13 protein-coding genes are annotated in these 13,969 nt (G+C 34.2%); 11 read left to right on the top strand and 2 right to left on the bottom strand.

The window, feature by feature from the left end; genetic code table 11:
* Positions 1–109: 109 nt before the first annotated feature.
* The 4 genes from HYQ40_01795 to HYQ40_01780 all read left to right on the top strand — a co-directional run bounded on the left by HYQ40_01795 (position 110) and on the right by HYQ40_01780 (position 3,704).
* Positions 110–1,090 carry a tRNA-dihydrouridine synthase gene (locus HYQ40_01795; protein ID MBZ6526492.1) on the top strand — a complete coding sequence of 327 codons (981 nt, stop codon included), beginning with the start codon at positions 110–112 and terminating at the stop codon, positions 1,088–1,090.
* Between the two features lie 67 nt (positions 1,091–1,157).
* A complete protein-coding gene (locus HYQ40_01790) occupies positions 1,158–2,186 on the top strand; it encodes a putative sulfate exporter family transporter (protein MBZ6526491.1) in 1,029 nt (342 codons plus the stop codon).
* A gap of 148 nt (positions 2,187–2,334) precedes the next feature.
* Complete coding sequence (locus HYQ40_01785) at positions 2,335–2,778, top strand: hypothetical protein (protein MBZ6526490.1); 444 nt, start codon at positions 2,335–2,337, stop codon at positions 2,776–2,778.
* A 14-nt stretch (positions 2,779–2,792) separates the two neighbouring features.
* A complete protein-coding gene (locus tag HYQ40_01780) occupies positions 2,793–3,704 on the top strand; it encodes a YitT family protein (GenBank protein ID MBZ6526489.1) in 912 nt (303 codons plus the stop codon).
* Between the two features lie 77 nt (positions 3,705–3,781).
* On the opposite strand, the gene HYQ40_01775 is transcribed toward HYQ40_01780, so the two are convergent.
* Positions 3,782–4,591 carry an HAD family phosphatase gene (locus tag HYQ40_01775; protein ID MBZ6526488.1) on the bottom strand — a complete coding sequence of 270 codons (810 nt, stop codon included), beginning with the start codon at positions 4,589–4,591 and terminating at the stop codon, positions 3,782–3,784.
* Between the two features lie 135 nt (positions 4,592–4,726).
* Between HYQ40_01775 and HYQ40_01770 the strand changes: the two genes are divergently transcribed.
* The 4 genes from HYQ40_01770 to HYQ40_01755 all read left to right on the top strand — a co-directional run bounded on the left by HYQ40_01770 (position 4,727) and on the right by HYQ40_01755 (position 9,281).
* The gene (locus HYQ40_01770) at positions 4,727–5,566 is read left to right on the top strand and encodes an alpha/beta fold hydrolase (GenBank protein MBZ6526487.1); all 840 of its coding nucleotides are present in this window, start codon (positions 4,727–4,729) and stop codon (positions 5,564–5,566) included.
* 149 nt (positions 5,567–5,715) lie between these two features.
* On the top strand, positions 5,716–7,791 hold the full coding sequence (locus HYQ40_01765) for a glycoside hydrolase family 3 C-terminal domain-containing protein (protein MBZ6526486.1): 2,076 nt from the start codon (positions 5,716–5,718) through the stop codon (positions 7,789–7,791).
* 134 nt (positions 7,792–7,925) lie between these two features.
* Positions 7,926–8,777 carry an alpha/beta hydrolase gene (locus HYQ40_01760; GenBank protein MBZ6526485.1) on the top strand — a complete coding sequence of 284 codons (852 nt, stop codon included), beginning with the start codon at positions 7,926–7,928 and terminating at the stop codon, positions 8,775–8,777.
* Between the two features lie 72 nt (positions 8,778–8,849).
* The gene (locus tag HYQ40_01755) at positions 8,850–9,281 is read left to right on the top strand and encodes a hypothetical protein (protein ID MBZ6526484.1); all 432 of its coding nucleotides are present in this window, start codon (positions 8,850–8,852) and stop codon (positions 9,279–9,281) included.
* 37 nt (positions 9,282–9,318) lie between these two features.
* Here HYQ40_01755 and HYQ40_01750 read toward each other — a convergent pair whose 3' ends face one another.
* The gene (locus HYQ40_01750) at positions 9,319–9,831 is read right to left on the bottom strand and encodes a type 1 glutamine amidotransferase (protein MBZ6526483.1); all 513 of its coding nucleotides are present in this window, start codon (positions 9,829–9,831) and stop codon (positions 9,319–9,321) included.
* Between the two features lie 158 nt (positions 9,832–9,989).
* Here HYQ40_01750 and mgsA point away from each other — a divergent pair, with 158 nt between their 5' ends.
* The 3 genes from mgsA to clpB all read left to right on the top strand — a co-directional run bounded on the left by mgsA (position 9,990) and on the right by clpB (position 13,757).
* Entirely contained in the window at positions 9,990–10,412 is a 423-nt protein-coding gene (gene mgsA, locus HYQ40_01745) for a methylglyoxal synthase (GenBank protein ID MBZ6526482.1), read from the top strand.
* Positions 10,413–10,439: 27 nt separating this feature from the next.
* Complete coding sequence (locus tag HYQ40_01740) at positions 10,440–11,015, top strand: xanthine phosphoribosyltransferase (protein MBZ6526481.1); 576 nt, start codon at positions 10,440–10,442, stop codon at positions 11,013–11,015.
* A gap of 135 nt (positions 11,016–11,150) precedes the next feature.
* Positions 11,151–13,757, top strand: coding sequence for an ATP-dependent chaperone ClpB (clpB, locus tag HYQ40_01735; GenBank protein MBZ6526480.1), 2,607 nt, complete (start codon positions 11,151–11,153; stop codon positions 13,755–13,757).
* Positions 13,758–13,969 lie beyond the last annotated feature (212 nt).

Below are 13,969 nucleotides of genomic sequence, written 5' to 3'. Positions count from 1 at the left end.
ATGAACAGGCTAAGAATGGCTTTGATGCTATTCTTAGCTTTTTTATTTGAATTTTATATAACTGACACAATGAAGAAAGAAATGACTTAAGAAAGGAATTGATAATAGTATGACTTCTAATTTTTGGCATGATTTACCTAAACCATTTTTTATCCTGGCACCTATGGAAGACGTGACTGATGTTGTTTTTCGCCATGTCGTTCAAAAAGCCGCAGAACCTGATGTATATTTTACGGAATTTACAAACTCTGAAAGTTACTGTCATCCTGATGGGATTGAAAGTGTTCGTGGCCGTTTAACTTTTACTGAAGATGAAGAGCCAATTGTTGCTCATATTTGGGGAGATCGTCCAGAGTACTTTGAACAAATGAGCATTGGTATGGCAGAAATGGGCTTTAGCGGCCTTGATATTAATATGGGTTGCCCAGCACCAAATGTTGTAAAACATGGGCGTGGTAGTGGCTTAATCAAGCGAGAAGACGTCGCTGCTGAGCTTATCCAAGCTGCAAAAGCAGGAGGTTTACCCGTAAGTGTTAAAACGCGTTTAGGTTATTTAAAAGTTGACGAGTGGAGAGGTTGGTTAACTCACTTGTTAAAACAAGATATTGTTAACTTATCGATTCACTTAAGAACTAAGAAAGAAATGAGTAAAGAAGACGCTCATTGGGAATTAATTCCTGACATTATGAAACTACGTGATGAAATTGCTCCAAACACATTGATTACGATTAATGGTGATATTCCAGATCGCCAAACAGGTTTGGAATTAGTAGAGAAATACGGTGTGGATGGTGTTATGATTGGACGTGGTGTCTTTAAAAATCCGTTTGCTTTTGAAGTAGATAAAAAAGACCACAGTCCAAAAGAATTATTAGACTTATTAAGATTCCATCTAGACTTATTTGATCAATATAATGAAGATGGGCAACGTCATTTCAGACCTTTACGTCGCTACTTTAAGATTTATGTGCGCGAGTTTAAAGGAGCCAATGATTTGCGCATCCAATTAATGGAGACAAATACAACAGACGAAGCACGTCAGTTAATTGACCACTTCGAGAATAAATTTCTAACGTCGGATGTAATTTAATGAAGAGCTATAGAAATGCTATTAATATCTATGGCTTCTTTTTATATATAGTAGATAGGAGATAATTATGCGTAAGAATTCAACAGTTATAAATGCTTTATATGGAATTGTAGTGACTTTGATATTAGCAGTTGTTTCAATAATGATTACCAATGTCTTGCCAAATGGGTATATTGGAGCCAGTGTAATGGCGATGTTAATTGGGATGGTTCTGCATCCGCTTGTAAAGAAGTTGTTACCATCCTTTACAGGAATAGATTTAGTTGCGAAACGATTGCTCAAAGTCTCCATCGTTCTAATGGGAGCGTCTTTAAGCTTGACTCAAGTTGTAGAGGTTGGGAAGTTCTCTCTAATAGTGATGGTATTTACTTTAGCTACCGCTTTTATATTTGGTAACTTGATAGGAAAGTGGTTTAATATGGACTGGAAATTATCTAACTTAATTTCCGTAGGAACAGGTGTGTGTGGTGGCAGTGCCATTGCTGCAGTTTCACCTATTATTAAAGCCAAAGATGAAGATATAGCTTATGCCTTATCAGCGACATTTATTTTTGATATTTTAATGGTTATTTTATTCCCAATTGCGGGACAATTTTTCGGCATGACTGATTTAGGATTTGGATTATGGGCAGGGACTGCAATTAACGATACTTCGTCGGTTGTTGCTGCAAGCTATGCTTTCTCAGAAGCGGCAGGAAATTATGCTGTGATTGTTAAATTAACTAGAACATTAGCCATCGTTCCAATTGTATTTATTTACTCGATTATTAATCAACGGATTGAACAAAAGGCCCGTCAAGATGATGAAAGTTCAGACGCAACATTTAAATTAACGAGAGTGATTCCTTGGTTTATACTATTCTTTTTAATCATGGTCATATTACGTTCAGTTGGCGTCATATCAGCTGATTTTGGATCATCGTTATCAACAGTAAGTAAATTCTTTATGGTGATGAGTTTAGGAGCAATTGGTTTAAGAACAAATTTTAAAGCAGTGGCTCAAAATGGATTTTTACCTATGGTACATGGATTTATTATATCTATATTAGTTGTAGTTGTCTCATTTGTCATTCAAGTGATGCTTGGACAAGTGTAGTAAGACAACACAAAAAATATTTAAAAAAACATTATAGATTAATTTTTCAAACCTTACAATTTTATACTAGATTGTAGGGTTTGTTCCTTAAGTAATAAATGATATACTTAACTTGTTGTTGATTATTGAATTTATTGGAGGGAAAATAATGTCTATTATTCATACTAATTTTGAAAACAAACTAAATGAAATGAACATTCCGTTTAACAAGAAAGAAATTGAAAATGGTCATGTTTTATATCGTTTTAACTTTCGTCTTACTACAGAGCGTGCTCTAGTTGTTGAGGTAATCATTCAAGCATCGAAAGATAACTATGCTGACGCTCAAATTATCTATCGCCACGTTCACTTATTAACGGACCGTAGTAAAGAAGCGGATGCATTTGAATTGTTAAATTCATTGAACGAAATGAAAACAGGTTATTACAGTCTTTTTCTAGCAGGTGACGGAGAAGTATTCTTACGTTCACTACTTAGAACGGGTGAAGATGCTGAGCCATTATACCAGACATTAGTTATGGGTTCAGGCATTGCAAAAGGTTTACAAACAGACTTAGTAAGCGTACTAGGTGAATCTGGAAAAGCAATGTAAGGTGATCACTAATGATTAATAAAGTTCTATCACAATATCCTGCGCTTAATGTCGTCATCCAAATATTCATCATTATATTTGCAGCATTATGTTTCGCGGTGTCTCTGAATATGTTTTTAATACCAGGGGATATTTATAGTGGGGGAGTAACTGGTATATCGCAGTTAATTACGTACTCACTTAAACAATTTACTCCATATGGTCATATTATTCAGACAGGAACCTTAAACTTTTTACTTAATATTCCGTTACTTATATTAAGTTATATGAAGTTGGGCCGCCGGTTTACAATTTTAACGATCGTCGTTGTAGCTACATTAACGGCATTTACTTTAGTTATACCTGTTCAACAAGTATCTTCTAATCCATTATTAAATGGAATTGTAGCAGGTGCTTTGAATGGTCTAGGTGGAGGGTTAACGATTAAGTTCGGTATGTCTGCTGGAGGAATCGATATTATTGCCTTAGTGGTTAATCGCTTAGTGCCAATAAACGTGGGTTCATTGTCTTTACTTATTAATTCAGTCGTTATCGTTGGTGCAGGATTTCTCTATTCATGGGAATTCGCTCTATATACATTGATTTCAATGTATGTTACTTCAAGAGTTGTGAATTCAATTCATACAAATGAGCAACGTTTAACAGCATTTATTGTGACTGATAAGGAAGATGAAGTAGTTAAGTCGATATACGGACGTATCCATCGTGGGATTACTATCCTTGATGGTCGTGGTGGGTATTCGAAAAAAACACGAAATACACTTATGATAGTAATTAACCGATATGAACTTTATGATTTAGAGATGGCGATTGGGGAAGCTGATATCCATGCTTTTGTAAATATTATTCAGTCAACGAGAGTGAACGGAAATTACTTAAACCGAGAGCAGCAAATCAAACTAAAACAAATCAAAAATCAAATATAATCATGAACACCAGTGAGAAATTGCTGGTGTTTTTTTGCATAAAAAGGCCCTCATAGTAAAACCATGAGGGTTATATATTATAAATTAAAATAGTTCGTTAAGAAGTGTGCTAGTCCATCTTCATCATTAGTAAATTTTGTTTGAGTATCAGCAATGCCTTTGATCTCATCTGTAGCATTTTTCATAGCTACACCTAACCCAGCATGTTGTAACATTTCTAAATCATTATTTTCATCTCCGAATGCTAATACATTCTCATTTGGAATATGATAGAATTCACTGACTTTTTTTACAGCAACAGACTTGTTGATACCTTGTCTAACTACTTCAAGAATCGGTAGAATACCACCCCAAGTACGCACTGAAACATCATCACCATATCGAGCCATAATACGCTCTTCAATCATTTCTTGCTTTTCAACATCACACAAAATTGTTAAAGCAGTTGGATTTTTTGTAAGATTTGTCCGATTTAACTGACTTATTTCAGCGATATCTTTTGGAAAGAATGGACTATCTGGTAAATTCATAGACGAGGTGAACATCCTGTCTCTACCTTCGGCAATTAATAGATTGATATCTAGATCATCTTGATGAGCGAAAAGCTCAAAGGCAATCTCTTTATCTAATTCTTCATGGTAGGCGGGTAGCCAGTCATTTTTCTTTGGATGATGACAGTACGCTCCATTGAAGTTCACCATGGGTGAATTTATATTCATTTCATTATAAATATCGATACTATTTCTGTATGGACGACCTGTAACAATCATTACTAGGTGTCCAAGATTATCTAATTTTCTCAAAGTTTCGATAGTGAATCGAGACAATTTAGATTGATTATTTAAAGTTGTGCCATCTAAATCGATAGCAATTAAATGTTGATGCATGTAAGAAACTCCTTTCATATAGTAATGATTATACTTAATTATAATGAATCATACAAATGATAATTAAAATTGTTTTTATCAGTTGAAATTAGGTACAATATCAATGAATAGAAAAACATTAAATGGAGGAATTTTATGCGTCATATTACGAAATATTATTATATTAATGAAATCCCGGTAATTGAAATAATTGATGCCAATTTAGAAGATAAAGAAGCTCCATTGGCTATTTTTTATCACGGCTTTACAGGTAGTAAAGACTCAAGTATGACATTTGGTAATGAAATTGCTAAGCGTGGGTTTCGAGTTGTTATGCCAGATGCTAAGCATCACGGGTCTAGACGTAAGTATGGAATTGATTTAAATACAAACGGTATTTTATTTTTCGAAGCCTTAATGAGTAATGTTAATGAATTTCCTGAGTTAGTTCATTATTATCGGAACAAAAAATTGATTAAAGATGAATTTATAGCAGTGGCTGGGATGTCCATGGGGGGTATGACCACGTCATTGATTTTTAAATCAAACAAAAATGTCAAAGCGAGTGTTATCTTAATGGGATCTCCTCAACAACTGAAATTCAATGATTGGGTAATTAGCCAATATGTTAGTCAAGTAGATAACTATGAGCATTTAATACCTAATGCTAAGAATACATATGATGAGATGATTGAGTTTTTCAAAAAGCATGATTTAAGCTTGAATATGAAGGCAATTGAAGGACGACCATTATTATTATGGCATTCTAAAGTTGATCCTGTCGTACCTTATACTTATAGTGAAGAGTTTGTTGAACAAGCAAATAGCATACCTGAAGGTAAATATGTATATTTAAAATTAAACAACCAAGGTGGCCATAAGGTACCATTTTTAGAGATGGCCAGGATGGCAGAGTTTTTATCAGCTGCTTATACAAAAGAGAAAGACGATGTTTTTAAAACGACTGAAGAAAACTTTGATAAGCTTTGGGGTTAAATAATAGTAAAACACAATGTAGTCGACGCATTGTGTTTTTTTTATACAAATAAGTTAAGAATGACATTATGAAAACGCTAAAATTAATATTGAAGCGCTTTATTTTAAATGGTAAAATGAAAACATCAGATGACTTTAGGGGGGAAATAATGAAAACATTAAAAACATCAAACAAACAAATTATAGAAGTGGATGGATTAAAGTTTAAAGATTTAAATAACAATGGACTCTTGGATCCTTATGAAGATTGGCGTCTATCAAGTCAAGAACGAGCTGAAAATCTTGTGTCATTAATGAATGTAGATGAGAAAATCGGAATGCTCATGATTAATCAATTAGGTATGGGGAAAGCGAAAAAAGAAGACGATAATACTCAAATACTTGATGAAGAATTTGAAAAAGCTGACGGAACACCAATGAAAATGCTCGATAAATACCCAACAACCGAAACAATTGAAAAGCTACATTTGCGTCATTTTATACTAAGAGATGATATGCCAAAGAAAGATATTAATGAGTGGATTAATAAATTGAACGAAGTTGCTGAAGCAACACGTCTCGGGATACCGGTTTTAGTCGCGTCAAACTCACGAAATGAATTTGCAAGTAGATTACTAGATGTTGATCTAGATAGTTTAGCATTTTCATTATACCCAGGTACATTAGGTATCGCTGCTGCAGTACAAGGTGATATTGAACAAGGTGAGGGGTATCAGATAATTGATGACTTTGCTAAGTATAGTAGACAAGAGTGGCTGGATTCAGGAATCCGAAAAGGCTATATGTATATGGCTGATGTTGTAACAGATCCTAGATGGCAACGAACAGATGGAACATTTGGTGAACGACCTGAATTAATAGGTGAGATTATTGGTCGATTAATTGATGGATTCCAAGGTGAAGAACTAGGGGATGACTCTATCGCTTTAACAATTAAACATTTCCCGGGTGGTGGAGCTAGAGAAAATGGATTTGACCCACATTATAAAGAAGGTAAGTGGAACATTTATCGTACTGAAGGAAGTTTAGAAACGTATCACTTGCCTCCTTTTATTGAAGCAGCAAAACATAACCCAAGTTCAATGATGCCATATTATTCAGCACCAAGTATTGAAAAGAGTCATTTCCAAAGCTTTGATGGAGAAGCAATTCCATTTGAAGAAGTTGGGATGGCATTTAACCACTATATACTTAATACTTTATTGCGCGATAAGTTAGGCTTTACTGGTTATATTAATTCAGATACTGGTATTATGGGTAAAACTGGATGGGGCGTTGAAGATTTATCTGTTCCAGGTCGTTTTGCTAAAGCGATTAATGCTGGTACGGATTTAATAAGTGGAACAAACCAAGTATCGGACCTTAAGAAAGCAATTAATACTCATTTGATTTCTCCACAACGAATTGACCAAGCTAATATTAATGTTCTGACTGAAATGTTTGCTTTAGGCCTGTTTGATGATAAAACTTATATAGATGAAAACAATATAGTGAGTGACGAAAAGAAAAAAGAAGCCAAAGAAGCTGCTTATCAAACCCATCTGAAATCAGTGACATTACTAAAAAATGATGGTGTGTTACCAAATAAAGGACAAAAAGTCTTTGTTAAAACATTTGGTAAAGATGCAGAACAGACTGAAAAGTATCAACAACTTGTATTAAATGATGCGAAGTCATTGAACTTAGAACTAGTTGAAGATTATACAGAAGCTGATCTTGCAGTGTTATTCTTATATCCTGTCAGTGGGTCGTATTTCGATGCAACTCCAGGTTTATTAGAATTAGAAATCTGTGAAGATAAAACGAATGTAGCTTTAAATGGAGATACATATACAGAAACTACTTTAAGTAATTTTTATGAACTGAATAAAATCGTAGATTATATGCATGAAAATGGCAAGAAAGTGGTTACTTCAGTAAATGTTATCATACCTTGGATTTTAGGAAATATTGAAGAGAAATCTGATGCACTTCTTGTAGGATATGATACCTTCCCTAAAGCAGTACTTGAAGTAATTGCTGGAGACTTTTCACCAATTGGAAAATTACCTTTAACACTACCTAAGAATAGTGCTGTTGTCGCAGTAGATGAACTTGGAGTAAGCATTTCACGAAATGACGTTCCAGGATATGACAAAGATAAGTACTTACGCGAAGGTATGGACTATGCATATATTGATCAATCAGGCAATGAGTACAAGAGTGGTTTTGGATTAACTTATTAAAAAGTTTTCTTAATTAAGTTCTAAACTCAATATATATTTCAGATTGATAAGTCGTTGTGTTTAAATTATAGATTTTAATCAGTATAATGGATATAGATTAATACTATTAGATGTGGGGTGAGCACGTGGAGCCTATGCTTCGTTATAGAACAGAAGATTATTACTACTTAAAGTTAGAAACTCATTACTTAACAATACCTTACTACAATGAAAAAAGACGAGTACGTGTGTTATTACCAAAAGATTATAAGAAAGAAACGAAAGCGTCTTATCCAGTTTTGTATATGCATGATGGTCAAAATGTTTTTTATAGTAAAGAAGCGTTTGTTGGTCATTCATGGAAAGTTATACCAGCGATAAAAAATAATCCAGAATTACCCAAAATGATTATTGTTGCGGTGGATAATGCGAATGAAAATCGATTAAATGAATATGGACCTTGGCCAACGGATCAAACTAAATCAGATGAATTTTCTGGTGTAGGTGGTGATGGTGTAGCCCATGGTGAGTGGTTTGTAAATGAACTAAAACCTTTTATCGATAAAGAATACCGTACATTACCTGATAGAGCGAATACCATGTTAGCTGGAAGTTCTATGGGTGGGATTATAACGGCATATATGGGAAGTAAGTATCCACATATATTTGGTGTCTTAGGTGTATTTTCTCTAGCCTCTTGGTTTAGTGAGGAAGCATTTCTATCATTCATCAGTCAACATCCGTTAAATCCTGAAACGAAAGTATACATCCAAGTTGGTACAAGTGAAGGTGATGACACAGATGCTAATTTCATTGATGGTAAGATGAATCAACGTTATATTGATGCAAATATAAGATATTATAACGCTTTATTAAAGAATCAACATCCAATCAATCATACTTGGCTGCGTATTCTGGCAGACGAGGAACATCATGAGTTGTATTGGGCAATGCATTTTCCAGAATTTTTAAAATATGCTTTTAATATCATTGAAGAAAAGGAATAAAATAATTTCTTTGTAATATAATAAAACTGGATTTTTTCATTACTTGAGTTATAATGTTAACCTCTTATATATTTGAATAAAGGAGTTTTTATAATTAACAAACATCAATTTATAACACATACAATCGAATTAATTGATGAGAAACATCCTTCAATTGCTCAATTTCAACTGTCTTTAATGTTGCTTGTGCCGAGTAGCTATATTGCGACGGATATTCGATCAGGTTTTCCGAATTTAATTAGTAATGAGCGATTGAATATTGATCAATTAGTTATAGATAAATTCGAGGAGTATAACCAAGACAATCATTGTCGAACAATGAGACCTTTAGTGTACGCAGATAATTTTTTGAAGCTTATAGAAGACGATTTACTTAACTATTATAATTATCATCATGAGATAGAGCTGGCAAGTTGTAATATTATGTTATATACCGATATTACATCGACTACGAACGTTAAGCTATATTCTACTAAACTAGATGATACACACGATATTCAATGATGACACAAAAAAACTCCCCATGAGGGAGTTTTTTTATTTATGCTAAAGCATTCACAATTGCTTTATTGAATGCATCAATATCTTCTGGCGTACGACTAGAAATAATACCTGAAGGGTCAATAACCACTTCCGCATCGTAAAAGTTCGCACCAGCGTTCTTTACATCAATAGCCACTTGTTTAACACTTGTTATGTCTTTACCACGTAGTATATCGGCATTAACCAATAACTGCGGTCCATGACAAATTGTAAAGATTGGTTTGCGAGCTAATGCAAATTCACGAACGAAATCAACAATTCGGTCGTCTTTACGTAACTTATCTGGAGAAAATCCTCCAGGAATCAGTAAAGCATCGAAGTCTGATGACTTTACATCATCAATGCCTTTATCGATTGTAACTTCTGATTCACCTTTTTTTCCTTTTGCTGTATGTCCGGCATCCGGTCCAATTGTTATAATTTTATGCCCAGCACCTTCTAGTGCATCACGTGGTGAAGTAAATTCAACATCTTCATATAAGTCTGTTATTACTGTAGCAACTTTTGCCATTAATAAAATCCTCCATTGAATAGTCTAAGTACAGTTTAACAATCAACAAAGTTATTGCAATTGATTTGCTTGCAAAGGTTAGAAGAATAATGAGTGTTTAATGAGATAGAAAGTATAATATCTGATATAATGAATAAAAAAAGGAGGTGTGTTATAAAGTGAAAATTGCTTTAATTGCACATGATAAAAAGAAAGATGATATGATTAAAATCGCTGTAGCGTATCGAGAGATTTTCGCCAAGCATGAATTATTCGCTACTGGAACTACAGGGCTTAGAATAATAGAAGCAACTGGCTTAGATGTGCATCGCTATAAGTCAGGTCCACTAGGTGGTGACCAACAAATTGGTGCAGCTATCTCAGATGACCGTATGGATTTAGTTCTTTTCTTAAGAGATCCATTAACGGCTCAACCTCATGAACCAGATGTTTCTGCTTTATTGCGTCTATGTGATGTATACGATATTCCATTGGCAACGAATATAGGAACGGCAGAGATTTTAATTCGTGGTTTAGAAAGTGGTTTTTTAGATTGGCGAAATATCCGTAATGGTGAAGAACACAATAAAATAGATATTTAAACAATCCAGAATTTAGGAGGCCTGTGGATGACAAGTTTGAAAGAGATGATTATAAAACATAGTGAAATATATCCTGGGAATGTTTTAAAAGTAGATTCATTTCTAAATCATCAAATTGATCCTCATCTCATTAAAAGTATTGAAAATGACTTTTACCATTACTTTAAAGATAGAGGTGTGACGAAAGTATTAACAATCGAATCATCTGGTATCGCACCCGCATTAATGGTTGCTTATCGTTTGAACGTTCCAATGTTATTTGCTAAGAAAGCCTTACCAAACACCTTAAAGTCAGAGGATAAGTACGAAACGTTAGTTCACTCCTATACGAAAAAAACAACAAATAATGTGTTTATTTCGAAGGAATATTTAAAACCTGATGATAAGGTCTTGATTATAGATGATTTTTTAGCAAATGGTGAAGCTGCATTTGGTCTAGCAGACTTAATTAGTCAAAGTGGAGCAGAAAATGTGGGAATTGGCATATGTGTAGAAAAGTCATTTCAACCAGGTCGTAAGCGGTTAGAAGCATCTGGTTATGATGTTTACTCAATATGTAGAATTAAATCATTAACCGAGGGCAAGGTAGAGTTTCACGAATAGATTTATCAAACAATCCTAAGATAAAGTTTGACCTTCATTGACCAATTGTGTATAATAAATATAGTCTCAAGGTGAGGCTTATATTTATACAATAATTTAACTGACCAATTTTGACTAAAGAAAGGCTGTGTATATATGATTGACAAATTAACTACCACGATGCAACAAGCAATTGGTGAGGCACAGCAAGTAGCCATGACTCGGCAACATCAACAAATAGATATTGCGCATTTATGGTTAATTATGCTGCAAGCAGACCATTTTGCTTATAAATTATATAAAGAACAAAACATACCAATGGACCAATTTATTCGTCTTGTTGAAGAAGAGATTAATAAGATATCTCAAGTAAGCGGAAGTAATGTTCAATACGGACAAGGTATTAGCCAAAACTTAAATCGCTTATTACAAGATGCGACGACTATTGCCGGAGAATATAATGACGATTACTTATCAACAGAAGTGATATTACTCGCATTATATAAGCAAAAAAATAATCCTATTGTTAAATTTTTAATTAACAATGGACTGACTGAAACTATTTTTAAAGATAAAATTGAAGATTTGAGAGGAGGAAATCGTGTGACATCTCAAAACCAAGAAGAAACTTATGAATCATTAGAAAAATACGCGATTAACTTAAACGAAGCAGTTAAATCAAATGAAATGGATCCAATAATTGGGCGAGATGAAGAAATACGTGACGTCATTCGTATCTTATCACGTAAATCCAAAAATAATCCTATACTAATTGGTGATCCTGGAGTAGGTAAAACAGCAATTGTAGAAGGGTTAGCCCAACGTATTGTACGTAATGATGTTCCAGAAAACTTAAAAGGTAAAACTGTCTATTCATTAGATATGGGAGCGTTGATTGCTGGTGCTAAGTACCGAGGAGAATTTGAAGAACGCTTGAAAGCAGTCTTAAAAGAAGTTAAAGATGCTCAAGGTCAAATTTTACTGTTCATTGACGAAATACATACTATCGTTGGAGCAGGAAAAACTGAAGGATCAATGGATGCAGGGAATCTATTGAAGCCAATGTTAGCTCGAGGAGAGTTACACTGTATAGGTGCAACGACATTGGATGAGTACCGTCAAAACTTTGAAAAAGATAAAGCTCTAGAAAGACGATTCCAAAGAGTTATGGTTAAAGAACCGAATGTTGAAGATACTATATCTATCTTGCGAGGACTTAAAGAACGTTACGAGATTCACCATGGGGTTAACATTCATGACAATGCGTTAGTAGCGGCTGCAACACTTTCGAACCGTTATATTACGGATCGTTTTCTACCTGACAAAGCACTTGATTTAGTCGATGAAGCTTGTGCTACAATTAGAATGGAACTTAATTCAGTCCCATTAGAAATTGATCAAGCCAACCGTCGTTTAATGACATTAGAAATAGAAGAAGAGGCTTTGAAAAAAGAAGAAGATGATGCGAGTAAACGCCGTTTAGATATACTTCGAGAAGAGTTAGCCAATTTACGCGAAGAAGCAAATCTTTTGAAAGCTCGTTGGGATATCGAAAAAGAAGAAACCAATAAATTACGTGATAAACGTGAACAATTAGATCAAGCTCGACATGATTTAGATGATGCGGAAGCAGAATACAATTTAGAAAGAGCCGCTGAATTAAGACATGGAATTATACCTACATTAGAAAAAGAATTAACTGATTTAGAAAATGAACATGTTGAAACTGAAGTTCAAAATCGTCTAACACAAGAATCGGTAACAGATGAAGAAATCGCCAAAGTAGTTGGCCGTTTAACGGGAATCCCAGTGAATAAAATCGTCGAAGGTGAACGCGAAAAATTAATGCATCTTGACGAGATTCTTCATAAAAGAGTTATCGGTCAAGATGAGGCAGTCCGATTAGTTCATGAAGCTGTACTTAGATCACGGGCTGGAATCCAAGATCCAAATCGACCAATAGGTTCATTCCTATTCTTAGGACCTACAGGTGTTGGTAAAACTGAATTGGCGAAAGCTTTAGCTGTAGCTTTATTCGATTCAGAAGACCACATGATTCGACTTGATATGAGTGAATATATGGAGAAACATACTGTGTCACGATTAGTAGGTGCACCTCCTGGATACATCGGCCATGATGAAGGCGGACAATTAACTGAAGCAGTTCGTCGTAATCCGTATACAATTATTCTTTTAGATGAAGTAGAAAAAGCGCATCCGGATGTTTTTAATATATTATTACAAGTCTTGGATGATGGAAGACTAACTGATTCTAAGGGGCGCGTCGTAGACTTTAAGAATACCGTTATAATTATGACCAGTAATATTGGATCGCATCTACTTCTTGAGGGTGTTGAAGAAGATGGCTTGATCTCTCAAGAAACAGAAAAACAAGTAAATCAATTACTCCGTCAACAATTCAAACCAGAATTTTTAAACCGAATCGACGATACGGTGCTATTCTCTCCATTAACTTTGAATAATATGAGTGGAATTGTATTAAAAATGATTCAAAATCTATCAAATCGATTAGCAGACCAACAAATTAAATTAGAAGTATCAGAATCAGCAACCTTATGGTTAGCAGAACAAGGATATGATCCAATTTATGGTGCGAGACCATTACAAAGATTCATTATGAAGGAACTAGAAACACCTTTAGCAAAAGAAATCGTTGCTGGAAAAGTATTACCTAATTCAATAATCACTGTTGATTTAGAAGAAGGTCAACTCGTTTTTAATAACAAAGAAGAAACTAAATAGTTTCAAAAAAGCCAACGTATTGAAAGCAAATACGTTGGCTTTTTTTGTGAATATATTTAAGAGAGGATATACATAAAATTTTAAGTATGTATTTATTTTACTTAAGACCGCTAGAATAGATTGATGTTAGACAAGTAAGTATGAAATCAAAGAAATCGATAGCAATAATAACTGTTGAAAGTAATAATGAAAGAATTGGAAAAGCTATTTGT

This window comes from Aerococcaceae bacterium DSM 111021 (assembly GCA_020112395.1).
Taxonomy (GTDB): Bacteria; Bacillota; Bacilli; order Lactobacillales; family Aerococcaceae; genus Ruoffia.
Note: the sequence above shows the minus strand (reverse complement) of the source record. Positions and strands in the feature narration are given on the sequence as shown.